The sequence below is a fragment of the Sphingopyxis sp. GW821-FHT12F08 genome, from assembly GCF_058806755.1.
In genome coordinates this window covers 774545-800422 of the sequence record NZ_JBXAQA010000001.1, presented here as the reverse complement: position 1 = coordinate 800422, position 25878 = coordinate 774545, and the positions used below count along the sequence as shown (strand labels likewise).

Annotated in this window: 29 protein-coding genes; 19 read left to right on the top strand and 10 right to left on the bottom strand. The window is 67.1% G+C overall.

All coding sequences use genetic code 11. The features are described 5' to 3' along the window. Positions 1 to 127 precede the first annotated feature (127 nt). Positions 128 to 646, top strand: coding sequence for a hypothetical protein (locus AC1RNQ_RS03960; protein WP_493169105.1), 519 nt, complete (start codon positions 128 to 130; stop codon positions 644 to 646). Between the two features lie 135 nt (positions 647 to 781). Here AC1RNQ_RS03960 and ppc read toward each other — a convergent pair whose 3' ends face one another. From ppc to AC1RNQ_RS03945, 3 genes are all read right to left on the bottom strand, one after another. Next, complete coding sequence (gene ppc, locus AC1RNQ_RS03955) at positions 782 to 3460, bottom strand: phosphoenolpyruvate carboxylase (RefSeq protein WP_493169104.1); 2679 nt, start codon at positions 3458 to 3460, stop codon at positions 782 to 784. 67 nt (positions 3461 to 3527) lie between these two features. Continuing rightward, on the bottom strand, positions 3528 to 3950 hold the full coding sequence (locus AC1RNQ_RS03950; protein ID WP_493169103.1) for a YbaY family lipoprotein: 423 nt from the start codon (positions 3948 to 3950) through the stop codon (positions 3528 to 3530). 80 nt (positions 3951 to 4030) lie between these two features. Next, positions 4031 to 4597, bottom strand: a complete 567-nt coding sequence (locus AC1RNQ_RS03945) for an HNH endonuclease (RefSeq protein ID WP_493169102.1) — start codon at positions 4595 to 4597, stop codon at positions 4031 to 4033. 170 nt (positions 4598 to 4767) lie between these two features. Between AC1RNQ_RS03945 and gluQRS the strand changes: the two genes are divergently transcribed. The 10 genes from gluQRS (at position 4768) to AC1RNQ_RS03895 (ending at position 13093) form a co-directional block, all read left to right on the top strand. Continuing rightward, a complete protein-coding gene (gene gluQRS, locus AC1RNQ_RS03940) occupies positions 4768 to 5631 on the top strand; it encodes a tRNA glutamyl-Q(34) synthetase GluQRS (protein WP_493169101.1) in 864 nt (287 codons plus the stop codon). A 9-nt stretch (positions 5632 to 5640) separates the two neighbouring features. Next, positions 5641 to 5865: an HIG1 domain-containing protein gene (locus tag AC1RNQ_RS03935; RefSeq protein ID WP_493169099.1), complete on the top strand. Its 225-nt coding sequence runs from the start codon at positions 5641 to 5643 to the stop codon at positions 5863 to 5865. A gap of 16 nt (positions 5866 to 5881) precedes the next feature. Further along, entirely contained in the window at positions 5882 to 6463 is a 582-nt protein-coding gene (locus tag AC1RNQ_RS03930; RefSeq protein ID WP_493169096.1) for a cob(I)yrinic acid a,c-diamide adenosyltransferase, read from the top strand. A 495-nt stretch (positions 6464 to 6958) separates the two neighbouring features. Then, complete coding sequence (egtB, locus tag AC1RNQ_RS03925; protein WP_493169095.1) at positions 6959 to 8257, top strand: ergothioneine biosynthesis protein EgtB; 1299 nt, start codon at positions 6959 to 6961, stop codon at positions 8255 to 8257. Position 8258: 1 nt separating this feature from the next. Continuing rightward, a complete protein-coding gene (gene egtD / locus AC1RNQ_RS03920; RefSeq protein ID WP_493169093.1) occupies positions 8259 to 9245 on the top strand; it encodes an L-histidine N(alpha)-methyltransferase in 987 nt (328 codons plus the stop codon). A 55-nt stretch (positions 9246 to 9300) separates the two neighbouring features. Continuing rightward, the gene (locus AC1RNQ_RS03915; protein WP_493169393.1) at positions 9301 to 10167 is read left to right on the top strand and encodes a 3-hydroxyacyl-CoA dehydrogenase NAD-binding domain-containing protein; all 867 of its coding nucleotides are present in this window, start codon (positions 9301 to 9303) and stop codon (positions 10165 to 10167) included. Beyond that, a complete protein-coding gene (locus tag AC1RNQ_RS03910) occupies positions 10164 to 10706 on the top strand; it encodes an MAPEG family protein (RefSeq protein WP_493169091.1) in 543 nt (180 codons plus the stop codon). Before AC1RNQ_RS03915 ends, AC1RNQ_RS03910 begins: the two co-directional genes overlap by 4 nt. 69 nt (positions 10707 to 10775) lie before the next feature. Next, entirely contained in the window at positions 10776 to 11264 is a 489-nt protein-coding gene (locus tag AC1RNQ_RS03905) for a hypothetical protein (RefSeq protein WP_493169090.1), read from the top strand. A 37-nt stretch (positions 11265 to 11301) separates the two neighbouring features. Then, on the top strand, positions 11302 to 11916 hold the full coding sequence (locus AC1RNQ_RS03900; RefSeq protein WP_493169088.1) for a class I SAM-dependent methyltransferase: 615 nt from the start codon (positions 11302 to 11304) through the stop codon (positions 11914 to 11916). 28 nt (positions 11917 to 11944) lie between these two features. Then, positions 11945 to 13093, top strand: a complete 1149-nt coding sequence (locus tag AC1RNQ_RS03895; RefSeq protein WP_493169087.1) for an epoxide hydrolase family protein — start codon at positions 11945 to 11947, stop codon at positions 13091 to 13093. On the opposite strand, the gene AC1RNQ_RS03890 is transcribed toward AC1RNQ_RS03895, so the two are convergent. From AC1RNQ_RS03890 to AC1RNQ_RS03880, 3 genes are all read right to left on the bottom strand, one after another. Further along, on the bottom strand, positions 13088 to 13402 hold the full coding sequence (locus tag AC1RNQ_RS03890; RefSeq protein ID WP_493169085.1) for an MliC family protein: 315 nt from the start codon (positions 13400 to 13402) through the stop codon (positions 13088 to 13090). The genes AC1RNQ_RS03895 and AC1RNQ_RS03890 overlap by 6 nt on opposite strands. 10 nt (positions 13403 to 13412) lie before the next feature. Further along, complete coding sequence (locus AC1RNQ_RS03885; protein WP_493169084.1) at positions 13413 to 14033, bottom strand: beta/gamma crystallin-related protein; 621 nt, start codon at positions 14031 to 14033, stop codon at positions 13413 to 13415. Between the two features lie 117 nt (positions 14034 to 14150). Beyond that, positions 14151 to 15548: a NupC/NupG family nucleoside CNT transporter gene (locus tag AC1RNQ_RS03880; RefSeq protein WP_493169082.1), complete on the bottom strand. Its 1398-nt coding sequence runs from the start codon at positions 15546 to 15548 to the stop codon at positions 14151 to 14153. 151 nt (positions 15549 to 15699) lie between these two features. Here AC1RNQ_RS03880 and AC1RNQ_RS03875 point away from each other — a divergent pair, with 151 nt between their 5' ends. From AC1RNQ_RS03875 to AC1RNQ_RS03845, 7 genes are read left to right on the top strand one after another with little or no spacing between them, the layout of a single operon-like run. After that, positions 15700 to 17655: an alpha/beta hydrolase family protein gene (locus AC1RNQ_RS03875; protein ID WP_493169081.1), complete on the top strand. Its 1956-nt coding sequence runs from the start codon at positions 15700 to 15702 to the stop codon at positions 17653 to 17655. 43 nt (positions 17656 to 17698) lie between these two features. Further along, entirely contained in the window at positions 17699 to 18358 is a 660-nt protein-coding gene (locus AC1RNQ_RS03870) for a queuosine precursor transporter (RefSeq protein WP_493169079.1), read from the top strand. Next, positions 18355 to 19251 (top strand): acetylglutamate kinase, encoded by an 897-nt coding sequence (gene argB, locus AC1RNQ_RS03865; protein WP_493169078.1) that lies wholly within the window; start codon positions 18355 to 18357, stop codon positions 19249 to 19251. The genes AC1RNQ_RS03870 and argB overlap by 4 nt, the downstream gene beginning before the upstream one ends. Before the next feature lie 31 nt (positions 19252 to 19282). Continuing rightward, positions 19283 to 19591 (top strand): YggT family protein, encoded by a 309-nt coding sequence (locus AC1RNQ_RS03860; protein ID WP_493169076.1) that lies wholly within the window; start codon positions 19283 to 19285, stop codon positions 19589 to 19591. Between the two features lie 4 nt (positions 19592 to 19595). Next, positions 19596 to 20492 (top strand): bifunctional methylenetetrahydrofolate dehydrogenase/methenyltetrahydrofolate cyclohydrolase FolD, encoded by an 897-nt coding sequence (gene folD, locus AC1RNQ_RS03855; protein ID WP_493169074.1) that lies wholly within the window; start codon positions 19596 to 19598, stop codon positions 20490 to 20492. Beyond that, on the top strand, positions 20492 to 21163 hold the full coding sequence (locus tag AC1RNQ_RS03850; RefSeq protein ID WP_493169072.1) for a hypothetical protein: 672 nt from the start codon (positions 20492 to 20494) through the stop codon (positions 21161 to 21163). Before folD ends, AC1RNQ_RS03850 begins: the two co-directional genes overlap by 1 nt. Continuing rightward, positions 21160 to 21789 carry a MarC family protein gene (locus AC1RNQ_RS03845; protein WP_493169070.1) on the top strand — a complete coding sequence of 210 codons (630 nt, stop codon included), beginning with the start codon at positions 21160 to 21162 and terminating at the stop codon, positions 21787 to 21789. The genes AC1RNQ_RS03850 and AC1RNQ_RS03845 overlap by 4 nt, the downstream gene beginning before the upstream one ends. A gap of 3 nt (positions 21790 to 21792) precedes the next feature. Here the strand turns inward: AC1RNQ_RS03845 and AC1RNQ_RS03840 are convergent, their stop codons facing one another. Both AC1RNQ_RS03840 and AC1RNQ_RS03835 read right to left on the bottom strand, forming a co-directional pair. After that, positions 21793 to 22176 (bottom strand): VOC family protein, encoded by a 384-nt coding sequence (locus tag AC1RNQ_RS03840; protein WP_493169068.1) that lies wholly within the window; start codon positions 22174 to 22176, stop codon positions 21793 to 21795. 126 nt (positions 22177 to 22302) lie between these two features. Continuing rightward, positions 22303 to 22992, bottom strand: coding sequence for a YiaD family glycine zipper/OmpA-like lipoprotein (locus AC1RNQ_RS03835; RefSeq protein ID WP_493169066.1), 690 nt, complete (start codon positions 22990 to 22992; stop codon positions 22303 to 22305). A gap of 213 nt (positions 22993 to 23205) precedes the next feature. Between AC1RNQ_RS03835 and AC1RNQ_RS03830 the strand changes: the two genes are divergently transcribed. Further along, entirely contained in the window at positions 23206 to 24531 is a 1326-nt protein-coding gene (locus AC1RNQ_RS03830; RefSeq protein ID WP_493169064.1) for a hemolysin family protein, read from the top strand. Between the two features lie 205 nt (positions 24532 to 24736). Here AC1RNQ_RS03830 and AC1RNQ_RS03825 read toward each other — a convergent pair whose 3' ends face one another. Continuing rightward, on the bottom strand, positions 24737 to 25099 hold the full coding sequence (locus AC1RNQ_RS03825) for a hypothetical protein (RefSeq protein ID WP_493169062.1): 363 nt from the start codon (positions 25097 to 25099) through the stop codon (positions 24737 to 24739). A 51-nt stretch (positions 25100 to 25150) separates the two neighbouring features. After that, positions 25151 to 25834 (bottom strand): helix-hairpin-helix domain-containing protein, encoded by a 684-nt coding sequence (locus AC1RNQ_RS03820; RefSeq protein WP_493169060.1) that lies wholly within the window; start codon positions 25832 to 25834, stop codon positions 25151 to 25153. Between the last annotated feature and the right edge of the window lie 44 nt (positions 25835 to 25878).

Genomic DNA, 25878 nt, shown 5'->3' with positions numbered 1-25878 from the left:
ACCCCACCCGCTGCGACTAGGAAACAAGTTTCCAAGTCTCGCTGCCCTCCCCTGAAGGGGAGGGCAGGCGATTTGACTCCCATCTTCGATGGTGTATTATCAAACTAATGCACCAAGGAGAAGCTCCATGCGTTTCGCTTATCTCATCCCGCCGCTGATGCTCCTCGCCGCCTGCGGGCACGAGGAGAAGGCCAAGGACGGCACCCAAATCTCGATCAACGCCGGCGACGAACATGGCGGCGTCCAGATCACGTCGAGCAAGGACGGCGGCGGCAAGGTCAAGATCGGCGGTGATGGGGTTGATATCGACATCGACGTCCCCGACTTCGTCGATTTCGACGTCACCGGCGATTTCGACATCGACGGGGTCAAGCTCTATCCCGGCAGCCAGGTGACCAGCGTCAACGTCGATGCGAACGACCGGAACGGCGCCGACAAGGCGGTGGTCAAGCTCGGCTTCACCTCGCCCGCCGCGCCTGCCAAGGCCGCCGACTGGATGGCCGGTGAATTCGCGAAGCAGTCGATCAAGGTCACGCGCACCGGCGACACGCTCGCGGGCAAGGACAAGGACGGCAGCGACTTCACGATCAAGTTCGGCCCCGACGGCGCGAACAGCAAGGGTGAGGTGCTGATCACCAAGAGCTGAGAACCATTCCACCCTCCCCCTTGATGGGGGAGGCAGCGAGACTTGGCAGCTTGCTGCCTAGTCGCAGCAGTGGGGGTGCGCTCTCGGCCTGAAAAGGCTTCGTATCCTTCCCCCATCAAGGGGGAAGGAAGCTGCCTACCCGCTGTTCCGCAATGCCGTCGCGATCGCGTTGATCGTCAGCTGGATGCCCTCGGCGATGCGCGCGTCGGTCTCGCCCGCGCGGTGGCGCTTCATCAGCTCGATCTGCAGCAGGTTGAGCGGCTCGATATAGGGCAGCCGCAGCCGGATCGACGCTTCGAGCGTGGGGTTATTCTCGAGCAACCTGGTTTGTCCGCTGATCTCGAGCAGCCCGTCGTGTGCGCGGTTCCACCCGTCCTTGATCCGCCCGAAGATCGCCTCATGCCCGTCGACATGGCTCGCGAGCCCCGCATAGCGCGCCGCGATCCCGATGTCGGATTTGGCGAGCACCATCTCCATGTTTCCGAGCAGCGCCGCGAAAAAGGGCCAGCTCTGCGCCATATCGGCGAGCAGCGCCTTGTCGGCGAAACCCGCAAAGGCCTCGCCCGTCCCGTACCAGCCGGGCAGCATCGCGCGCGCCTGCGCCCAGCTGAACACCCAGGGGATCGCGCGCAGGTCCTCGATCGCCGTCGACTTGGTGCGGCTCGACGGCCGCGACCCGATCTTCAGCGTCGCGATCTCGGCGATCGGGGTCATCGCGCGGAAGAAATCCTTGAACGCCGGGGTGTCGTAAACCAGCCCGCGATAGGCGGCGAAGGCGCTGTCCGACACCGCATCCATCGCCGCGGTGAAACGCACGCAGTCGGCCTCGCCCAATATCTCGGGCTCGAGGCTGGCGAGCAGGCTCGCCGACACCATCGATTCCAGATTGGTCGCCGCGCTGTCGGGGGTGCCATATTTCGCCGCGATCACTTCGCCCTGTTCGGTGATGCGGATGCGCCCCTGCACCGTGCCCGCGGGCTGCGCGCGGATCGCGGCAAAGGCGCTGCCGCCGCCGCGCCCGACCGCGCCGCCGCGGCCGTGGAACAATTGCATCCTTGGCCCTGCCGCCGCGAACACCGGGGTCAGCGCCTGCGAGGCCTGGTGCAGCCCCCAGGTCGAGGTGAGATAACCCCCATCCTTGTTCGAATCCGAATAGCCGATCATCACTTCCTGGTGCCCGCGGACCGCGACCTGCGGGCCGATCTCGGGCATCGCGAAATAGCGCGCCATGATCGCGGGCGCCTTGTCGAGGTCGGCGATCGTCTCGAACAAGGGCACGACCATCAGATTGCTCTTGCCCGCGGCCTCGCCGCTCCGCCACAGCCCCGCCTCGCGCGCGAGCACATGGACTTCGAGCAGGTCAGACAAGGTCTGCGCCATGGAGATGATCCACTGGCAGATGGCATCGGGCCCCAGCCGCGCTCGCACATCGGCGGCGGCGCGCACGATCGCGAGCTCGCCGGCGGTCTCCTCGCTCCATTCGTGCCACGCCACCGCGAGCGGCCGGTCGCTCGCCAGCTCGGCGGTGAGCAGCGCGATGCGCGCCTCCTCATCGAGCGCGGCATAATCGTCGCACACCCCGGCGACGCGTAGCACCTCGGCGATCACGCGCTCGTGCACCGCGCTGTTCTGCCGCATGTCCAATGTCGCGAGGTGGAAGCCGAAGACTTCGACGGCGCGGATCAGCCGCCCGAGCGCACCGATCCCGCCGAGCTGCCCCTCGCCGCTCGCCGACAGCCCGTCGGCGAGCGTCACCAGGTCGCGGCGGAAATCGGCGGGGGTCTTATAGGGCGCGCCCTTCAGCGCCGACGGACGCGGCGCGGGTTTTCCGGTGATCGCGGCATAGGTCGCGGTCAGCCGCGCATAGAGGCCCGACAGCGCGCGGCGATAGGGTTCGTCGCGGCGGCTCGGCGCATCGTCGCCGCTCGCCTCGGCCAGCGCCTCGACGGCGTCGGGCACCGGCGCGAGCCCCGCCGACACCGACAGCTCGGCGCCGAGCGCGTGCACCGCGTCGATATAATGGCCGAGTACCGCGGCGGCGTTGCGTGCGGTCGCTTGTTGCAGCGTCTCGGCGGTGACGAAGGGATTGCCGTCGCGGTCGCCGCCGATCCAGCTGCCGACGCGCAGGAAGCTCGCGGGGCGCTGCCCCAGCTCCTTTTCCCAGCGCGCATAGAGCTTGGGCACCACCGGCAGGAACACGTCGCGAAGATAGGTGAGTGCATTGTCGATCTCGTCGGCGACGAACAGCTTCTCCATGCGCAGCGGCCGCGTCTGCCACAACAGCACGATCTGCCGCCGGATCGCCTCCTCGACCACATCGCCCTCGGGCGTTTCGTCGGCGCCCGCGTCGCGCAACAGCATCAGCTCGGCGATGCGGTTCTTGTGGTCGAGCATCGACTTGCGCCGCACCTCGGTCGGGTGCGCGGTCAGCACCGGCGCGACCAGCGCCGCGCTCATCAGCTGCGCGACCGCATCGCCATCGATGCCGTCGGCCTTCAGCCGCGCCAGCGCCGCCGCGACCGTCGCCTCGGGCTCGGCCGCGACCCCCTGCCGGTCCTCGGCGAGGTTGGCGAGCATCGAGAAGAGCATGAAGCCGCGCACGAAGGCGATGGTGTCGTCGAGGCTCAGCGCATCGAGCCCCGGATCGATCGCCTCGGCCCCGGCGATGCCGCGGTGCCGGTCGACGCTCGCCGAGCGGATATATTCGGTCTGGCGAAAGAGCTTGTCGCCGCCATAGGCGCGGATGACGTCGCCCAGGATCCGCCCGAGATAGCGGATGTCGGGATTTTGCGAGATCTGGATCGGCGGGCCCATGGCGTGCTTTGCTGCACCTGCGAAGGCACAGCGTCAAGCGGCGCGATGCCCGCGCATAGCTATGCCGTCAGCGCGTCCGCACCATCACCAGCGTTCCCAGGTCGATCCGTGGGCGCCCGTCGAACGCCACGCTGTTGCGCGTGTCGGTGATGAACATCAGCTTGCCCGACGCGTCGGTGATCCGCGCCGAGACCGCATAGCTGTGGCGCGGGTCGAGGCGGCGCTGGTCGACCGTCAGCGTGAAGGCGAAGGGCACCTGCCGGCCGTCGGCGGTGAACGACTGCTGCGCGATCGTCGTCGACGGCGCGTCCATCAGGCTGACGTCGGCCAGCGTGACCTCGACCTGCGCGGTCGGTGGCAGCGCCATGCGCTCGCGATAGGTGATGCTGCCGGTGACCGACACCGGCTGTTCGGACGGCATGATCGTCGAACAGGCCGCGAGCGGCAGGGTGGCGAGGGCCAGCGCGAGGCTGCGGGTGAAGCGCGCCATGAGGATCTCCTGTTGCAAATCGATGCGGCCCGTTAGGACCGCCCCGCTGAACCTACGCTGTCCGCCGCATTATGTTCCCGTCAGCCTTCCAGCTCGACGTCCCAATAGAGCCAGTCGATCCAGCTGGTGTGCAGATAGTTCGGCGGGAAGCAGCGGCCGTTATCCTGCAGCTGCCACGACGTCGGCCGCCACGGCTGGCGGTGGATCGGCATATGCGCCTGCTGCGGGGTGCGCCCGCCCTTCTTGAGGTTGCACGGCGCGCAGGCGGTGGTGACATTCTCCCACGTCGTGCGCCCGCCGAGCCGGCGCGGCACCACATGATCGAAGGTCAGGTCCTTGCCCGACCCGCAATATTGGCACGAAAACCGGTCGCGCAGGAACAGGTTGAAGCGCGTGAACGCCGGATATTGCGACGGCTTCACATATTGGCGGAGCGCAATGACGCTCGGGATAGGCATCGTGCGCGTCGGCGAATGGATTTCGCGCTCGTAATTCTCGACGATCGTGACGCGGTCGAGGAACACCGCCTTGACCGCGGTCTGCCAAGGCCACAGGCTGAGCGGGTAATAGCTGAGCGGCGTATAATCGGCGTTGAGGACGAGAGCCGGACAGGAATCGGGATGCCGGGCAAGATCGGGATGAAACATGGCTTTTGGACGCTGCCCCCTTTTCTGTCCGGGTTGGCGCGCCACTGCCTTCCCGAAGTGACACTGCCATTACATGCCTTATCAGATTCTGACGTCAAGGGGGCATCTGCCGCAAGATATGGGAAGATTCGTCTCGGACGCCCACAGCATATGGATTCGAAATCGCGCTTATGCTGACGCGTTTCGCCCCCAGCCCGACCGGCGAGCTCCACCTCGGCCACGCCTATAGCGCGCTGCTCGCGCATGCCGCGGCGCGCCGCGCGGGCGGGCGCTTCGTGCTGCGCATCGACGATATCGACGGCAGCCGTTCGCGCGAGGCCTATGTCGCGGCGTCGCTCGCCGACCTCGCCTGGCTCGGGATCGGCTGGGACGGCGATCCCGTGCGCCAGTCGGAGCGGCTGGACAGCTATCAGGCCGCGCTCGACGACCTCTACGCACGCGGGCTTGTCTACCCCTGCTTCTGCACCCGCGCCGACATCGCCGCCAGCCTCGCCGCGCCGCACGGACCGCCAAATGGGCCGTCCGCCATGATCTATCCCGGCACCTGCCGCCATCTGGGCGACACCGAACGCCAGCGCCGGATCGCCGACGAACCGCATTGCTGGCGCCTCGACATGGCGAAGGCCGCGGCGCTCGCGGGCGATCTCCGCTGGGAGGAAGCAGGGCAGGGGCTTCGCGTCGCCGACCCCGCCGCGCACGGCGACGTCGTGCTCGCGCGCAAGGACGCCCCCGCCTCCTATCATCTCGCGAGCACGCTCGACGATGCGGCGATGGGGGTGACGCACATCGTCCGCGGCGCCGACCTCATCGCCTCGACCGATGTCCACCGCCTGCTCCAGGCGTTGCTCGGCCTGCCGGTGCCGCTTTATCGCCACCACGCGCTCGTCTGCGGCCCCGACGGCAAACGCCTCGCCAAGCGCGACGCCGCGGCGTCGCTCGCCTCGCTGCGCGCAGCGGGCGTCGATGGCCGCGCGCTCGCCGCCGATCTGCTGGCGGGCCGGCTTCCCACTGGATATTCGCTGCGGATGCCCTAGATAGGGGCTATGGAATATCTGCTCGTCCTTGGCGTCGTCATCGCCGCCGGCTTCGTCCTCTTCTCGCTCGCGCGCGGGCTCTTCCATTTCTCGCAGGGTCACCGCGCCGCGATGGACGGGACGATCCACGAAAATCAGGTGATGCAGAACAAGATGATGATGGCGCGCGTCAAATGGCAGGCGATCACCGTCATCCTGCTCGTGCTGATCGGCCTGTTCGCCGCCGGCAAATAAGCGGCGGCGCGGTTCCGTGGTCAAGCTTAACAAGATCTATACGCGCACCGGCGACGACGGCACCACGGGCCTCGTCGACGGCTCGCGTATCGCGAAATCGGCGCCGCTGATGGCGGCGATCGGCGACGTCGACGAAGCGAACAGCGCGATCGGCGTCGCGGTGGTGTCGCTCGCCGCGGGCAGCGATCCGGCGAAGATGCTGTCGCGCATCCAGAACGAATTGTTCGACCTCGGCGCCGACCTCGCCACCCCGCCCGACATCCAGTTCGGTTTCGGCCCGCACGACATGGCGCTGCGCATCGTGTCCAGCCAGGTCGCGCGGCTCGAGGACGAGATCGACGCGATGAACGAGGGGCTCGAGCCGCTCAAGAGCTTCATCCTGCCCGGCGGCACCGAGGCGGCGGCGCAGCTCCATATCGCGCGCGCGGTGACGCGCCGCGCCGAACGCGCCGCGGTGACCGCCGCGGCCGATCGCGAGCTCAACCCGATAGCGCTCGCCTATCTCAATCGCCTGTCGGACCATCTTTTCGTCCTGACCCGCCACCTCAACGCCGCGGTGGGCGGCGACATCCTCTGGAAACCCGGCGCGACGCGCTGAAATAGATCCTCCCCATCGCGAAGCGTTGGGGAGGGGGACCGCCGCGAAGCGGTGGTGGAGGGGTTTCGGTGGCTGTGCCGCAAAGCGAAAAAGAATATTGCGCGCAGAGGCGCAGAGATAGCAGAGAAAAGATGTTCACGCGGAGGCGCGGAGGCGCGGAGACGCGGAGACGCGGAGACGCTGAGACGCGGAGAGATACCCCACTCCGTTCGTGCTGAGCTTGTCGAAGCACCGTTCTTCTCTTGCGAGTTTCAGGAGGAGCGGCCCTTCGACAAGCTCAGGGCAAACGTTTTCTCTCCGCGTCTCCGCGCCTCCGCGTGAACCAAAAAATCTCTACGCCCTCTGCGCCTCTGCGCGAATCCCTTCAACGCCGCTGAGCAAAATCGCTTCGAACGACAACACATCGTTCCCCAAATGTTCTGGACAAGCTCCCGCACCGTAACCATATTCCCCTCCGCCGCGAAACCGAATCGGACCTCGGGGGATTATCCTTTTATGGCCAGCCAGACAGATGCTTCGCCCCTCACCGCGGGCACCGACGATGCGCTGGCGCTGGCCAGCCGCTTCGCCGCGACGCGCCGCCTGACGCTCGACCTCGTCGCGACCTTGTCGGACGCCGACGCCAGTGCGCAGTCGATGCCCGACGCCTCGCCCGCCAAATGGCATCTTGCGCACACGACATGGTTCTTCGAAACCTTCGTGCTGCGCGACCATGTGCCGGGCTATGAATTGTTCGACGCGCGCTACCCCTTCCTGTTCAACAGCTATTATGAGGCCGAGGGGCCGCGCCACGCCCGTCCGCAGCGCGGCCTGCTGACGCGCCCCTCGCTCGACGAGGTGCGCGTCTGGCGCGCTTATGTCGATACCGCGGTGCAGAGTGCGATCCCCGGCCTGCCGCGCGCCGCGCTCGCGCTCGTCACCCTCGGCATCCATCACGAGCAGCAGCATCAGGAGCTGTTGCTTACCGATGTGAAGCATCTCTTCGCGCAGAATCCGCTCGGCCCCGCGGTGTGGGAAAAAACCGCAATTGCGAATGAAGTTGCGCAGATTTCCGCGCCTTCGGCCGACGCGGGCCCGATGCGCTGGATAAAGGGCGCCGAGGGCATCGTAAAGATCGGTCACGCCAGCGAGGATTTCGCATTCGACTGTGAACTTCCGCAGTTTTCGGCGCTTCTGACTCCGCATGCGCTCGCCAGCCGCCCGGTCACCAATGGCGAATGGCAGCAATTCATCGCCGACGGGGGTTATCACACGCCGTCGCTCTGGCTCGCCGACGGCTGGGCGTGGGTGCAGGAGCAGGATGTGCAGGCGCCCGCCTACTGGCACGAGGGGCGGCAGTTCACCCTCGCGGGCTGGCAGGCGATCGATGCGCAAGCGCCGGTCACCCATATCAGCTTCTTCGAGGCCGACGCCTTCGCCAGCTGGGCCGGCGCGCGGCTGCCGACCGAGTTCGAATGGGAGGCGGCGGCATCGGCGCTCGACCCGCACGGCGGCGCCCAGCTCGACGCGGCTGGCCCCGTCCAGCCCGCCGCCATCGTCGGCGACACCGAACCGCAACAGATGTTCGGCAGCGTGTGGGAATGGACCGGCAGCGCCTATCGCCCCTATCCCGGCTTCCGCGCCGCCCCCGGCGCGGTCGGCGAATATAATGGCAAGTTCATGAGCGGCCAGTTCGTGCTGCGCGGCGGCAGCGTTGCGACCCCGCGCGGCCATATGCGCACGTCCTATCGCAATTTCTTCTATCCCCACCAGCGCTGGCAATTCACCGGCGTCCGGCTTGCCAAGGATCTGTGACATGAGTGTTGTGCGTCAACTTCGGCAGATTTCCGCCGATGATCAGGGCGTCGATGTCGCCTTTCGGGCCGACGTCCATGCGGGGTTGTCGCAGGCGCAAAAGGCGGTGCCCGCGCGCTGGTTCTACGATGCCACCGGCTCGGCGCTGTTCGAGGATATCACCGCGCTCCCCGAATATTACCCAACGCGCAGCGAAACCGACCTGCTGAAGCGCCACGCCCCCGACATCGCCGCGGCGATCGGCCCCGGCCGCGCGGTGGTCGAACTCGGCTCGGGCAGCTCGACCAAGACGCCGCTGCTGCTGGGCGCGATCGCCCCCGCCGCTTATGTCCCCGTCGACATCTCGGGCGATTTCCTCCGCGACAGCGCCGATGCGCTCGCGGCGCGCTTCCCGGGGCTGCCGATCTATCCGGTCGAGGCCGATTTCACCCAGCGCGTGGCGCTGCCGCGCGAAATCTGCCCCGTGCCCAAGCTCGGCTTTTTCCCCGGTTCGACCATCGGCAACATGGTCGCGCGCACCGCGGTCGATCTTTTGCGCAATTGGCGCGAGACGCTCGGCGACGGGTCGCTGCTGCTGATCGGCATCGACCGGATCAAGGATATCGCCGTCCTCGAACGCGCCTATGACGATCCGGCGGGGGTCACCGCGGCGTTCAACCTCAACCTGCTCACGCGCATCAACCGTGAACTCGGCGGCGATATTCCGGTCGACAATTTCACCCATCGCGCGATCTGGGACGATGTCCATGCGCGCATCGAAATGCACCTCGTCGCCGCGTGCGACATGGACTTCACCGTCGACGGCCGCGCCTATCATATGGCGAAGGGCGAGACGATCCACAGCGAGAACAGCCATAAATATGGCCTGCGCGACGCGAACCTGCTGCTCCGCGCCGGCGGCTGGACCCCGCTCGCAACGTGGGACGACGCCGACCCCGCCTTCGCGCTGATCCTCGCGCAGGCGACCGAGTTCCGCTCGGCCCCTTGACGCTTCGGCCCGAAGCCGTAGGGGCACGGGTATGGATATAGCGAAAGGGCAGCATATGATCGTCGGCGTCATCGGGGCAGGGCAAATGGGCGCGGGCATCGCGCAGGTCTCGGCGGGCGCCGGTCACGATGTGCTGCTCTCGGACATCGACCTCGCCCGCGCCGAAGCGGGCAAGGCGGGCATCGCCAAGGCGCTCGGCCGCCTCGTCTCGAAGGAAAAGATGACGCAGGCCGACGCCGACGCGCTGCTCGGCCGCATCACTCCCGTCGCCGACCACGCCGCCTTCGCCCCCGCCGACCTCGTGATCGAGGCCGCGACCGAGCGCGAGGAGATCAAGCGCGCGATCTTCGCCAGCGTCGGCCCGCATCTCCCGGCGAGTGCGATCCTCGCTTCGAACACCAGCTCGATCCCGATCACCCGCCTGGCGCAGGCCGCGCCCGATCCGGCGCGCTTCATCGGCGTTCATTTCTTCAACCCGGTGCCCGTCATGGGCCTGATCGAACTGATCCGCGGCCTCGCGACCAGCGACGCCACGCTCGCTACGGTCGAGGCCTATGGCCGCGGGCTCGGCAAGGAGATCGTCCACGCCAACGACGCGCCGGGCTTCATCGTCAACCGCGTGCTGATGCCGCTGATCAACGAAGCGATCTTTGCCTTGGGCGAGGGCGTCGCGACGATGCAGGACATCGACGCCGGCTGTCGCCTCGGCCTCAACCATCCGATGGGTCCGATCACGCTCGCCGACTTCATCGGGCTCGACACCTGTCTCGAAATCATCCGCGTGCTGCAGAGCGGCACCGGCGACCCCAAATTCCGCCCCGCGCCCTTGCTCGTCCAATATGTCGAGGCGGGCTGGGTCGGCAAGAAGGCCGGGCGCGGCTTCTACGACTGGACGGGCGAGGCGCCCGTGCCGACGCGGTGAGCGAGCCGGTCGACCTCGGGCGCGAGCAGCGCGGCGTCGTTCGCGGCGCGCTACTCGCGGCGGTCACCTGCCTCGTCGTGGTGCTCGTCGCCTGGCTTTCAGGCGAGACGATCGTCGCGCGCGCCGACGAACCCGTCGCGCGACTGTCGTTCGCGCTGCGCCTCGATCTTGCGGTGCTGTTCTGCCTCGTCGTCGCGATCGGGCGCGTCGCCAATGCGCGCTTCGCCTCGGCCGAGGATATCAGCGCCGCCGCCGCGCCGACCGAAAGCGCGCCGATCCGCGAGCGCCGCGCGGTGCTGCAGAACACGCTCGAACAGGTCGTGCTCGCGCTGCCCGTCCATCTCGCGCTCGCGCTGCTCCTGCCGCCCGGCCGCATGGCGGTGATCGCCGCACTGGTGCTGCTGTTCGTCGCCGGGCGTTTCGCCTTCACGCTCGGCTATGCGCGCGGCGGGCCGGGGCGCGCCTTCGGTTTCGGGCTGACCTTCTATCCGACCGCCGCCGCGCTGCTCGCGGCGATTGCGCTCGCGTTCGGCAATTAACGGGAGCCTAAACCGCTTGACGACGTTAGCAACGGGAAGGCGCCCTCGCCGCCGCAACAGGAGCCCGACATGAATCGCAAGTTCGCCGGTCTATTTTCGCTTCTGATGCTGACGACCGCCGTACCGCTGCACGCCCAGCAGGGCGCGCCCGAGGAATCGACGATCAAGGACACCGCCAATTCGGTGGCCGAGCCGTTCGACGGTAAGGAGGCACCCGAAAAGCTGGTTGCGATCCAGGACGATCCCTATTCGCTTGCCGGGCTGGGAAAATGCGCTGCGATCATCCGCGAAGTGACCGAACTCAACGAGGTGCTGGGACCCGACGTCAATGAGGTCGTCGACAAGGACCGGGCCAAAAAGCGCGAGGAAACGGCGGGCCGGGTCGCGGGCAATGTCGCCGGGTCGATCATCCCGTTTCGCGGCCTGATCGGCGAAGCCACCGGCGCCAACGCCGAACGGCGGCGCTATGCGGCGGCGGTCTACGCCGGAACGGTGCGGCGCGGCTTCCTGAAGGGCGTCGGGCTGCAGCGCGGCTGCAAGGCGCCGGCGCGGCCATAGCGCGGCGAATGAAAGGGCAAAGGGGGGAAGGGTCGTGGTGACGTTCGATGCGGAGACACTGGGCTTTTACGATGCCTCGGCCGCCGTCTACCTCGGCCATCGCCCCGATGAGATAACCGTCGGACTGGACGCCTTTCTGGATCGCCTGGCGCCCGGTGCCCGTGTCCTCGAACTGGGCTGCGGCGGCGGTCGCGATGCGCGGCATATGATTGCGCGCGGGTTCGACGTCGATGCGACCGATGGCTCGCCCGCCATGGCGGCGCAGGCTCGCGCTTGGATCGACCGGCCGGTGCGGGTGATGCGGTTCGACGAGCTCGACGCCGAACAAGGCTATGACGCGGTGATCGCCGCTGCGGCGCTGTTGCACGTTCGGGGCACTGATTTGCCCCCGATCCTCGCCCGCATCTGGCGCGCACTGCGGCCTGGTGGCTGGCACTGGGCCAGCTTCAAGACCGGCGGCACGGCGAGCCGCGACGAGCATGGCCGCTACTATAATTATCTGGCGCGCGCCGATGCTGACGCCTGCTATCGCGGCGCCGGACAATGGGTCTCGATCGCTTATGCCGAGGGTCCGGGCGCCGCCTATTTCAGCGCGCCGGCCAACTGGCTGACGATATCGGCACAAAAGGCAGTCGCACCAAAGGCCGGCTGACGAAGCGACCCGGCGCAAGGATGGAGAGATGATGCTCGACGTGAAATCCGTTCGCCCCTTCGCTATCGCGGTGCCCGCGGCCGCGCTCGACGACCTCAAGGTCCGCCTCGCGAACACGCGCTGGCCCGAAAAGGAAACCGTCGACGACTGGGACCAGGGCGTCCCGCTCGCCTATGCGCAGGAACTCGCCGCCTATTGGGCGCGCGACTACGACTGGCGCAAGATCGAGGCGCGGCTGAACGCCTGGCCCAATTTCCTCGCGACCGTCGACGGCCTCGACATCCACTTCCTCCACATCCGCTCGGATAATCCCGCCGCGCGGCCGCTGGTGCTGACGCACGGCTGGCCGGGGTCGGTGCTCGAATTCCTCGATGTGATCGAACCGCTGTCGGCCGATTATCATCTCGTCATCCCGTCGCTCCCCGGTTACGGTTTTTCGGGCAAGCCGGTCGAGGCCAAATGGAGCGTCGAGCATATCGCCGCGGCGTGGGACGCGCTGATGGTCGCGCTCGGCTATCCGCGTTATTTCGCACAAGGCGGCGACTGGGGCAGCGCGGTGACGTGTGCGGTCGGGGGCAATCATGGCGATCACTGTGCGGGCATCCATGTCAACATGATCGTCGGCCAGCCCGACCCCGCGACGATGAGCGACCTCAGCGACGATGAAAAATCATATCTCGCACGCTTCGGCTGGTACCGCGCCAAGGACAATGGCTATTCGACGCAGCAGGCGACGCGGCCGCAGACGATCGGCTATGCGCTCGCCGACTCGCCCGTCGGGCAGATGTGCTGGATCGTCGAGAAATGCCACGGCTGGACCGATTGCGGCCACCAGCCCGGCGGCCAGTCGATCGGCGGCCACCCCGAAAAGGCGCTGAGCCGCGACGCGATGCTCGACACCGTCAGCCTCTATTGGCTCACCAACAGCGCCGCCTCCTCGGCGCGGCTCTACTGGCACAGCTTCGCCGAGTTCGGCTTCGGCGAAATCCATGTGCCCGCCGGATGCAGTCTTTTCCCGAACGAGATCATGCGCCTGTCGCGCCGCTGGGCCGAAGGGCGCTACAAGAATATCGTCTATTGGAACGAGCTCGACCGCGGCGGCCATTTCGCCGCCTGGGAACAGCCCGATCTGTTCGCCCGCGAAGTGCGCGCGGCATTCGGCGCGATGACCTTATAGCGGCGTTATCGTGACCTGGCAGCGTTCGGCTGCGCTGCGCGCCGCGGTGTTCCAGGTCACCTCATTGCCGTTGCGAGCAAGGCGGGCGCCGGTCTTGTTTTCATAGACTGCGCCGCCGGTCGACGGCGTCTGTTTCAGCACCATCGTCCGCATGCCGTTGACGCGCACGATCGCACCGTTGCCGGTATAGTTGACGTTTAGCCTGGTGCCGCCGCTGCAGGCATAGCTGGTGCCCGTCTGCCGCGGGACAGAGGCGCAGCCGACGAGAGCGGTGCCGGCCGCGGCCAGCAGGATGATTGTCCGTTTCATGGCTTTCCCCTCAATAGCCCGAGCGGACGCAGAGCACGTCGGCCAGATATTCGCGGCGGTTGATCGTCTCCATATGCTCGCGCGCCGACCCGTTCCAGCCGATCGAGCGGCACCATGTGTCGGCGCTGCGCGCGGCACAGTCCGCCGTCGATGAGCCACTGGTGCAGGCGAGCACGCGGTAGCCGTTCGTCGAGGGCTGGGTGTGGAATTCGGCAAAATTGCCGCGCGTGCTCTGGTCGTTCGCGGGCGGGTTCGGGTTCCACCCGCCGCCACCCCCGCCGCCGCCGACCGGGCGGATCGACTGGACGGTCATCCCGCGCAAGACGCTGCCCAGCATCGGGGTGTCGCGATCGACGGTGCGGCAATTGCCACGATAGCGGGTCTTTTCGCACAGCTCCCAGCGGCCGCTGGCGACGCGGATCGAATTGACCGGCCAGGCGAGCCCCAGATTGGTCTTGGCTTCGCCGATGAAGACGGCGGGGCCGCGATAGCCGGCATCGCGGTAGATGGTCGCCTCGGGCGGGCGGTACATCCGCTCTTCGGGGGTTTGCGCGGCCGAGGTGGCAAGCACCCCTCCGGTCAGCACCGCGAGCGCGGCGCCGATGATCGACAGACGATGCACGGCTTTCATAAACCCTCTCCCTGCTGCTGCGACCCGGAGACTCGTCGTTGGCCTATGTTTACCGCATGCGGGGAAAGCGCGCAAATATCATCGACGTAGGCCGCCTATCTGCGCGTCACCGGGGAATCAGGGCTGCTTCGGCGCGGCCGGTGCCGCCGCGGCGGGGGTCGGGGTAACGGGCGCCGGATCGGCGGTCGGTGCAGGCGCGGCGGGTGCTTTCGTCGGCGCTGCGGCCGGCGGCGCCGGTTCGGCATCCTCCGGCGTCGTCAATGGCGGCGTCACGCTCAGGATCAGCCCGGCGAGCGCCGCCGACATCAGGTTCGACAGGCTGCCCGCGAGCAGCGCCTTCAGCCCCAGCTTGGCGATCATCGGACGCTGGTTGGGGGCGAGGCTGCCGGTGACCGCCATCTGGATCGCGATCGAGCTGAAATTGGCGAAGCCGCAGAGTGCAAAGGTGCCGATGGCGATCGACGCCGGCGACAGCCCGCCCGCCTTCTGCATATTGCCGAGGTCGATGAAGGCGACGAATTCGTTGAGCACGATCTTGCTGCCGAACAGCGCGCCGACCGCATCCGATTCGGACCAGGGCACACCCATCAGCCACATCACCGGGCGGAAGATCTGGCCGATGATCGACTGGAACGACAGGCCCTCGACATCGAACCAGCCGCCGATCCCGGCGAGCAGGCCGTTGGCGAGCGCGACGAGCGCGACGAAGGCGAGCACCATCGCGCCGACCGCGACCGCCAGCTTGACGCCGGTCTGCGCGCCCTGCGCCGCGGCCATGATGATGTTGGCGGGCTTTTCCTCGTCATGGCTCGCCTCGGGCATGACGATCGGCTCGATGCCGATATCCTTGGGATCGTCGGGCATCATGATCTTGGCCATCAAAATGCCGCCGGGCGCCGACATGAAGCTCGCCGCGAGCAGATAGGGGAGCAGATGCTCGCCGATCATCCCGGCATAGGCGCCGAGGATCGTGCCCGCGACGCCCGCCATGCCGACGGTCATGATGGTGAACAGCTGCGACGGGGTCAGCCCCGCCAGATAGGGGCGGATGACGAGCGGGCTTTCGCTCTGCCCGACAAAGATGTTCGCCGCCGCGCCCAGGCTCTCGACCTTGGTCACGCCGGTGATCTTCTGGATGCCGCCGCCGACCCATTTGATGATCTGCTGCATGACGCCCAGATAATAGAGGACCGAGATCAGCGAGGCGAAGAAGACGATCACCGGCAGCGCGCCGATCGCGAACACCGCCTTGCCATAGGGCGGCTGGGTCAGCACTTCACCGAACAGGAATTTCGTGCCCTCGTCGGCGTAGCCCAGGAGGTTCGACACCCCCGTCGACATCGCCCCGATGATCGCACGGCCCCACGGCGTGCCGAGTACGAGCAGCGCGAAACCGGCCTGCAGCAGGAAGGCGGGGACGACGACGCGCGGGCGGATCCAGCGGCGGTTCGACGAAAACAGCACGGCGATCGCAAGCAATGCGACGATGCCGAGCAGACCGATCAGGCGTTCCATAATTTCTGTGCGTCCCCCGCAAGCTTATTGCGCCTGTCTAGCGGGCTTTGACGGCGGGGCAAGGGGCGGTGGCCCGCGCGTGCGACCGGACGATGCCGCTTGGCGGACGCCGATTTCCTTTCTAGACAGGGGCGTTGCTTTCGGGGGTCGCATGTTTCGTATTCTTCTGGCGGCTGCCGCGCTCGCCTGTTCGCCGCTCGCGCATGCTCAGGATGCGGGCACGGCGGACCCCGCAACCCCCGCATCAACGGCTTCCGAACGGCTCCCGACCGCCGCTTTTGCGCGGCTGCCTTTCATGGAAAGCGCCGAGCTTTCGCCGGGCGGCGAGCATATTGCCGGGCTGTTCGGGATCCAGGGCCAGCAGCGCATCGCGATCATCGGGGTAGCCGGCGGCGGCAAGCCGACCGTCATCGCGGTGCCCGACCAGACCGAGATCGACTGGATCCAGTGGGTCGGCGACGACAATATCGTCGTCGGGCTGCGCGCGCTGCTCCCGGTCGAGACCGAAAATTGGTACATCCAGCGCCTGATCGGCATCAACCGCACCACGGGCAAGGTGACGCGGCTGCTGTGGGATTTGGGCGGCCAGGATGCCGCGAGCCTCGTCTGGGCTCCGACCGACGGCAGCACCGAAATCCTCGTCGCCGCGCAGAACTCGATCTACACGGGCGCCGATTTCTGGCCCGCCGTCTACCGCGTCGACGTCGTGACGGGGCGCAAGCGGACCGAGGTTATGGGACGCGACAGCATCATGGACTGGGGCGCCGACCATCTCGGCCGGGTGCGCTACGGCATCGGCTATCGCGATCAGGTGATGAAATCGACCTTGATCTATCGCGGCGACGCCAAGTCGTCCTTCCGCTCGATCGACAGCGCCTCGCTCCGCGACGACGAACGGCTCTCGATCCCCTTCGTCTTCGTCCCCGGCACCGACCACGGGCTCGTCTACCACGAGACCGACGACGGCCGGACGGTGATCGCCGAGATCGACCTGCCGACCGGGCGCCAGCTGCGGATCGCGCACGAGGTCGAAAAGGCCGATATCGAGGGCGCGATCCGCTCGCCCGACGGGTCGAAGCTGCTCGGCTTCCACACCTCCGACGACGCGCGGCCGATCGAGTGGATCGATCCGGTGATGGCCGGACATCAGGCGACGCTCGACGCCACTTCGCCCAAGTCGCGGGTCCGGATCATCAGCTACAGCAACGACCTGTCGAAGCTGCTCGTGCGGATCAGCACCCCCGACAATCCGGGGCTCTATTTCCACTACGATGCCGGCCCGGGCACGCTGTCGAAGCTCGCCTCGGTCAACGAGGCGATCGGCGGCAAGCGGCTGTCGCGCGCGAAGCTGGTCCAGTACAAGGCGCGCGACGGGCTCGAGATCGAGGGCGTGCTCACCTTGCCGCGCGGGCGCGACCCGAAGAACCTGCCCTTCATCGTCATGCCGCACGGCGGCCCCTGGGCGCACGACACGCTCGTCTATGACTATTGGACGCAATTGCTCGCCGAGCGCGGCTATGCGGTGCTCCAGCCCAATTTTCGCGGCTCGACCGGCTATGGCGAGAAATTCACGAAGGCAGGGCAGGGGCAGCTGGGCTTCGCGATGCAGGACGATGTGACCGACGGGGTCCAATGGGCGGTGGCCGAGGGGATCGCCGATCCGAAGCGCATATGCATCGTCGGCGCTTCCTATGGCGGCTATGCGGCGATGTGGGGGATCGCCAAGGATCCCGACCTCTATCGCTGCGCGGTGTCGATCAACGGCGTGTCGAACCTGCGCCGCGAGGTCAATGATTTCGGGGGCACCTTGCGCTCGCGCCTCTACCGCGACCAGTGGCAGAAGATGACCCCCGATTTCGCCGCGGTGTCGCCGATCAACGCGGTGGGCCGCATCAAGACCCCGCTGCTGCTGGTGCATGGCAAGAAGGACGTCACCGTCGACCATGTCCAGTCGGCCAAGATGTACAGTGCGATGACCAAGGCGGGCAAATCGGTCGAATTCGTCTCGATCCCGCTCGCCGACCATTATTTCACCCGCGAGGCCGACCGGTTGACGCTGCTGACGTCGATCGAGACCTTCCTCGCCAAGCACAACCCGCCCGATTGACCACCATCTTTCCAGCCGCTGCAAAAGCGACTATCGCGCGCCGATGGAACAATCCTCGTCGCGCGCTATCGCCCCTTCGCTGTTTCTTTTCGCGATCCTCTACGGCGGCATGGTTCCGCTCGGGGGTTTTCTGGGCGCCAAGCAGGTCGCGCTTGGTCCGCTCGCGGTCGAGGCGGGAATCTTTCCTTTCCTGACGCTGATCGCCATCTCGAGCGGCATCGCCGAGCTCCACGGTCGCGTCGTCGCCGACCGGCTCGTGCGCTTCGGCTTCATCCCGCTGGTCATCGCGATCATCCTGACCGTCTTCGTCCTCCAGCTACCGACCGACGAGGGCATGTACGAACCCGCCAAAGAGGCCTTTCCGATCATCGTCGGGCAGGGCTGGCGGATGATGGCGGCGGGCATCCTGGCTTATGGCGTTTCGGTCAGCCTCAACGTCTGGATCTTTTCGCGGATGACCGCGAACAACGGCCGCCTGCTCCCGATCCGCGGCTTCGTCGCGGCGGCGCTCAGCCAGATCGTCGATACCTTGATCTTCATCACGATCAGCTTTTACGGCGTCCGCCCGATCGCCGATCTCATGCTCGGACAGATGCTGGCCAAGGTCGTGCTGTCGGCAGTGATGGTCCCGCTGCTGGTCATGGCGGTGGTCGCGATCGGCCGCCGCCTCGACGGTACCGGCGAAGCCGGCGTCGCCGCATGAGCCACGCACCCGATCCCGCGATGCTGGCGAAGGCCGAGACGCTCGTCGAGGCCTTGCCCTATCTGCAGCGTTACGCCGGGCAGACCTTCGTGATCAAATATGGCGGCCATGCGATGGGCGATCCCGAAGCGCAGCGCGACTTCGCCGAGGATGTCGTGCTGCTCAAAGCTGTCGGGATCAACCCGGTGGTCGTCCACGGCGGCGGGCCGCAGATCGGCGCGATGCTGAAGCAGCTCGGGATCGAATCGACCTTCGTCGGGGGGCTGCGCGTCACCGACGCCGCGACCGCCGAGGTCGCCGAAATGGTCCTCGCGGGCAAGATCAACAAGGAAATCGTCAGCTGGATCGCCGCATTGGGCGGCCGCGCGGTCGGCATTTCGGGCAAGGACGCCAATCTGGTGCTCGCCGAAAAGGTCGCGCGCAGCGAACCCGACCCCAATTCGGGGATCGAGCGCCACGTCGACCTGGGCTTCGTCGGCGAGCCGGTGGCGGTCGATCCGACGATTTTGCAGAACCTCACCCACGACAATTATATTCCCGTCGTCGCGCCGGTCGCGCTCGGCGCCGACGGCGCGACCTACAATATCAACGCCGACACGATGGCGGGGGCGATCGCGGGGGCGCTGGGGGCGAAGCGCTTTTTCCTGCTCACCGACGTCGCGGGGGTGCTGGGCAAGGACGGCGCGCTGCTCACCGACCTCGACCGCACCGCGATCGATGCGCTCAAGGCCGACGCGACGATCACCGGGGGCATGATCCCCAAGGTCGAGACCTGCGTCGCCGCGGTCGATGCCGGGGTCGAGGCGGCGGTCATCCTCGACGGGCGCGTCCCGCATGCGATGCTGCTCGAAATTTTCACCGCACGGGGTGCGGGCACGCTCATTCACCGCTAAGATAGTAGCGACCTTTCGGCCGGAGTTCCCAATGTATTTGATGATCCTGCAGATCCTCTCGATGCTCCTCAATATCCTGTGGTGGATCATCATCGTCCAGGCGGTGATGTCGTGGCTGCTCGCGTTCAACGTGATCAACACCCACAATGAATTCGTGCGCCAGCTGTGGCTGGTGCTCGAACGCATCACCGAACCGCTCTATCGCCCGATCCGGCGCATCATGCCCGATTTCGGGGGCATCGACCTGACCCCGATCGTCGTGCTGATCCTGATCGCGATCATCCAGGGGCCGGTGCTGCGCTACCTCGTCGAAGTCGGCGCCAATGCGGGGCTGATCTGATCCGATGGGCGATGCGCATGTCATCGACGGCAAGGCCTTCGCCGCCGGGCTGCGTGCGCGCATCGCCGATGCGGTGCCCGCCTTCGCAGCCGCGACCGGGCGTGCGCCGGGGCTCGCGGTGGTGCTCGTCGGCGACGATCCGGCGAGCGCGGTCTATGTCGGATCGAAGGGCAAGGCGACGCTCGCCGCGGGCATGGCGAGCTTCGAGCACCGCCTGCCCGCGAGCGCGACGCAGGGCGAGGTGGAGAGCCTGCTCGCCACGCTCAATGCCGACGAGGCGGTCGACGGCATCTTGCTGCAGCTTCCGCTGCCCGGCCATCTCGACGAACAGGCGGCGGTCGCGGCGATCGATCCCGACAAGGATGTCGACGGGCTGACCCCGGTCAGCGCCGGGCGGCTCGCGCTCGGTATCGCGGGCATGGTTCCGTGCACCCCCTTTGGCTGCCTGCTGCTGCTGCAGGACCGGCTCGGCGATCTGTCGGGCAAGGATGCGGTGGTGATCGGCCGCTCGATCCTCGTCGGCAAGCCGATGGCGGCGCTGCTGCTCGGGGCGAATTGCACCGTCACCATGGCGCACAGCCGGACGAAGGATCTGGCGGGCCTCGTCCGCCGCGCCGACATCGTCGTCGCCGCGGTCGGCCGCGCCGAGATGGTCAAGGGCGACTGGATCAAGCCCGGCGCGGTCGTGATCGACGTCGGCATCAACCGGCTCGCCCCCGCCGAGGGCGAAGCGAAGGGCCGGCTGGTCGGCGACGTCGACTATGCCTCGGTCCTGCCGCTCGCCTCGGCCATCACCCCCGTTCCGGGCGGCGTCGGCCCGATGACCATCGCCTGCCTGCTGCGCAACACGCTCGTCGCCGCGCATCGCCGCGCCGGGCTCGCCGATCCGGAGGGTTTCTGATGCGCCTGCTGTTCGCCGCTTCGCTGGCCCTCGCCCTTGCCGGCTGCGCCGGCCAGCCCGACGATATCCGCAATCGTCCGCTCGGTCCCAACCCCAGCGGCTTCGTCGCCGCCGAGATCGGCTTCGCGCGGCTTGCGCAGGAAAAGGGGCAGTGGACGGCCTTCCGCGAGACCGCGGCGCCCGACGCAGTGATGTTCGTGCCGCAGCGGGTCAAGGCGCGCGACTGGCTGCGCTCGCAAAAGGATCCCGCCGAGGCGGTCAAATGGCAGCCGCACGCGGTCTATGTCAGCTGCGACGGCAATGTCGGCGTCACCACCGGCGCGTGGCAGAAGGGGCCGGCGAACGGCTATTTCACCACCGTCTGGCTGCGCGATCCCAAGAGCGGCAAGACTTTGTGGACGCTCGACCACGGCGACGAACTGACGGCCCCGCGCGCGGCGCCCGACTTCATCGATTCGAAGCAGGCGGTGTGCGGCACGCGCCCCGGGGTCGCGCTCGACGCGGGTGCCGAGGGTGAGGACCGCGCGGTCGGCCTGTCGCCCGACCAGACGCTCAGCTGGACCTCGGTCGTCCGCCCCGACGGATCGCGGCGGATCACCATCCGCCTGTGGGACGGCAGCGCGATGCAGCCGGTGATCGACGACCGGGTCGCGGCGCCCAAACAGCCGTGATCGACCTCTTCATCTCGGCCTTCGTCACGCTCTTCGTGGTGATCGACCCGCCGGGCTGCGCGCCGATCTATGCCAGCCTGACGACGGGCGCCAGCGCGGCGCAGCGCCGCTCGATGGCGATCCGCGCGACGATTATCGCGGGCTGCATCCTCGTCTTTTTCGCGATGCTCGGCGAGGCGCTGCTCAGCTTCCTCCACATCGACCTCGACAGCTTCCGCATCGCGGGCGGCATCATGCTGTTCATCATCGCGATCGACATGGTCTTCGAAAAGCGCACCGAACGGCGCGAACAGCGCGCCGAAAAGGTCAAGGCGACCCCCGAGGTCGAGGATGTCTCGGTTTTCCCGATGGCGATGCCGATGATCGCCGGGCCGGGCTCGATCGCCTCGGTGATGCTGCTGGTATCGCAGAACAGCGGCCTCGATCGCGCTTTCGTGATCTTCGCCGCGCTCTTGCTCGTGCTGCTGCTGACGCTCGCGGCCTTGCTCGCGGCGGGGCCGCTGATGCGGCTGATCGGGCACAAGGGCGAGGCGGTGATCACCCGCCTGCTCGGCGTGCTGCTCGCCGCGCTCGCGGCGCAATTCGTGATCGACGGGTTGAAGGCCAGTTTTCCGTCGCTGGGCTGAGCGTCACGCCTCTTCCCAACCGAAATCATAGAAGATCCGCAGGATATTGGCGTCGGTATCGCGCGCGAAAAACTCGTAGAGCTTGTACGGCTTGGCTTCCGGACCGGCGATGACCTCGGCGCCCGCCGCGGTCCAGCGTGCATGCAGCGCATCGACCTCGGCGCGGCTGGCCAGGTTGATCCACAGGACGACCGGCGCGGCGTTGCCGAGACCCGAACGATAGGCCGCATCGGCCATGAAAAGACGCGCCTCGCCTTGCGATACGCCGGCCAGCCCCAGTTCTTCGTCGGACCAGTCGACCGTGAAACCCAGCCGGTCGCGGTAGTAGGTCAGCGCGGCCGCGAGGTCGCGGACGGGAATTTCGGGGCAAGGCGGCGGCAGGGACATGATCGGGTCTCCGCGGAAGGGACGGCACGGTATAGCACGGCCGCCATGTTTTTGACGCCCATTCCGGTACAAGAAAAGGGCGCCGCCCGCAGGCGACGCCCCTCTCCCATCCACAAAGTCGGACCTTTAGCGCGCGGCGTTGACGTCGTTCTGCGTCACCGGCGCGATGCGGATCTCGACGCGGCGGTTGCACTGATAATCGGCCTCGCCGCGTTCGGGCGAGCATTTGAGCTGCGATTCGCCGAAGCCCATCGTCGCGACGCGCGCGCGCTGGATACCGCGGCCCGCCAGATAGTCGGCGACCGACGAGGCGCGGCGTTCGGACAGCCCCTGATTATAGCTGTCGCTGCCGGTCGAATCGGTGTGGCCATAGACGTCGATATAGGTGCTCGGATATTCGGCGAGCGTCGCGGCGACATTGTCGAGCGCGCTGCGGAACTGCGATTTCACCAGCGCGCTGTTATAGTCGAAGGTCACGTCGCCGGGCATGTTGAGCACCAGCTGGTCGCCCTGGCGTTCGACGTCGATGCCGGTGCCCGCGGTGCGTTCGCGCAGCTTCTTTTCCTGCTGGTCCATATAATGGCCGACGCCCGCGCCGGCGACCGCGCCGATGCCGGCGCCCACGATTTCCTCGGTGCGGCTGTTCCTGCCGCCGATCAGGTCGCCGAGCAGATAGCCGCCGAGCGCGCCGCCGACCCCGCCGATCGCGGCCTTCGAAATCTTCTTCTCGCCGGTCACCGGATCGGTGACGCAGGCCGACAGGCCCAGTGCGGCGATGCTCGCCACGGCGGCGAGTTTGATGGTCTTGATATTCATCGATGCGCTCCCTTTTTGCGCGGCCCGCTGATTGCGGGCGTTGCTGTCGCTGTGCCGATAACATTCGGCCGCGCCTCTGGTTCCATTCGTCGCCTGAACCTCGCCTTAGCCGGCGCCAGCGCGGCCATTGTGCAGCGGGGCCGCTTTCGCTTATAGCGGGGCCATGACCGAAGTTGACAGGGGGCGGGCGCGCAAGCGCCGGACGCGAAACAGATGACCCCTTTTCCCTGGGGTGACGTGGCGATCATCGCCGTGCTGATCCTCCTCAACGGCGTGTTCGCGATGTCCGAGCTGGCGATCGTCTCTGCCCGTCAGCCGCGCCTGCAAGCGGCCGAAAAGCGCGGGAGCCGCGGGGCCGCGGTTGCGCGGCAACTGGCCGCTGATCCTGGGCGCTTCCTCTCGACGGTACAGGTCGGCATCACGCTGATCGGCATTTTGGCGGGCGCCTATTCGGGCGCCAGCCTCGGCGGGCCGGTCGGAGACCGGCTGCAATCCTGGTTCGGGCTCGACGATGAAACGGCGCTGACGACGGGTTTTGCGGTCGTGATCGTCGTCACCACCTATTTTTCGCTGATTGCGGGCGAGCTGGTGCCCAAGCAATTTGCGCTCCGTGCACCCGAACCGATTGCCATCTTCATGGCTTTGCCGATGCTGTGGCTGTCGAAGATCGGGGCTCCGCTCGTCTGGCTGCTCGACGCCAGCTCGGGCCTCGTCTTTCGCATCCTCGGCCTCAGCCGCGAATCGGAGGACCGGGTGACCGCCGAGGAGCTCCACCTGATCGTCGCCGAGGCGTCGAAATCGGGGGTGATCGAGGAAAGCGAACGCGCGATCATCTCGGGCGTCGTGCGTCTCGCCGACCGCCCGGTGCGCGAGGTGATGACCCCGCGGACCGAGGTCGACTGGATCGATATCGCGTCGGACGACGACGCGGTGCGTGCGCGGCTGCTCGAAAGCCCGCACAGCCGCCTGCCCGTTGTGCGCGGCTCGGTCGACGACATCGTCGGCGTGGTGCAGGCGCGCGACATCGCGGCGGCGCTGTTCCGCGGCGAGACGCTCGACCTCGAACAGCTCACCCGCCGCGCGGTGGTGATCCACGACCAGATCGACGCGATGGACGCGCTCGAAAGCCTGCGCGCCGCCGAGGTGCCGGTGCTGCTCGTCCACGACGAATATGGCCATTTCGAAGGGCTGGTGACCCCCGCCGACCTGCTCTCGGCGATCGCCGGCGAATTCGCGTCGGACCAAGATATCGGCAGCGAGCCCTTCGTCGTCGAGCGCGAGGACGGAAGCCTGCTCATCGCGGGGTCGATGCCCGCCGACCAGATGGCCGAAAGGCTGGGGATCGAGCTCGGCGAGGACCGCGACTATGCGACCGCCGCGGGCCACGCGCTCGCGGTGCTCAAGCATCTGCCCAAGGAGGGCGAAGTCTTCAGGGACCGGGGCTGGCGCTTCGAGATCGTCGATATGGACGGGCGCAAGATCGACAAATTGCTCGTGAGCGAGATCCGCAAGCCGAAGGGTGAGCCGGACGCGGCCTAGGGGCGCGGCGGCGCGCAACTTCATTCCAAAGGTCACGAAGGTCACGCTACGCCTTGGTACAATGATACCCGCATGCGGCTGGACGGGGTGAGGGGTGATGATGGGAGGATAGCGCATGCTGGCATGGCCGGTGAAGGCTATGCGCGCCGGATAATGTAGGAAAGCGGTTTTTTCCGGCTGGTGCGGGATGCCGGTTCCGGGGTGTTTAGCTATCGTCCGACCTCATTTGCCGAGACCGTTGTTTCCGGCCGACACGCTGGATTCGATTTTCCCGAACACGCTCAATAACCACGCCGAGCGGTTCGCTCGGAGCTTTTCGCCAACCACCTTTGCGCGCGACATCGTGTCGAACCGAACTTTCAATCAAATCGACCGCCGCCTCTTCGACGTGTTCAACTTGCGAAAGCAACTGGTTGTTTTCATGCCGAGTTCGGCGGCTTTCCATCGCCTTGCGCAACGGAACCGATTTCCTTGCAGCCTTCTGGTTGTTGTAAAAATAGCCGCTCCGATCACGAGCTAAGCTCAGTGCCTTTTTCTCCTGTGGCGTTTTGGGGTGTTTGGACGACATGGCTCAAAAGTATCTGCATTTCTAGACGTCCGCAATTGGTCGCTTGCTGCCTTAAAGCTCGCCCCCCAGCGCGCCATATTTCGCCTCGAACCCGGCCTTGTCGCCGCGCGCCAGATAGCCGGCCTGGTCGACGAAATTGTCGCGGGCGATGCGGCCCTGGAAGGCGCCGAGTTGCGGATCGATCGCCGCGATGTCGGCGTCGGTCCAGTCGGCGATCTGCTGGAAGCTGTCGACCCCGAGGGCGTTCAGCAGGCCGGCGAGCTTGGGGCCGAGGCCCTTGATCAGCTGGAGGTTATCAGTCTTGGCCGCCGGAGCCGGAGCCGGAGCCGGAGCAGCGGCCGGTGCCGGCTCGGGTGCCGGTACCGGAGCAGGCTCGGGGGCAGGCGCGGGTTCCGCCTCGGCGGCGGGCGGCGGTGCGGCGGGCGCTTCGGGTGGCGCGGCTGCGGGTTGTTCAACCTCCGGCTCGGGCTTGCGCTCGGCGATCGGCTCGGGTGCCGGGGCCGGCGGAGGCGGCGCGGCAGCCGGCACGGAGACCGGTTCCTTCGGCTTGAAGCGCGCAGGCTCGGCCGCGACGATCTCGGGCTTCGCCGCTTCGAGCGGCTTGCGCGGTTCGGCGGGCGGGGCGACCGGCGTGACGTCCTCGGCCTTCTTGCGGCCGAACAGGAACCACAGAAGCACGACCGCGACGACGAGCCCGACGACCGCGATGACATAATTTTCCTGAAGCCACGCCATGATTGTCTCCCTGTGTTGCGGTCAGCCTATGCGCGCGGGCGCGC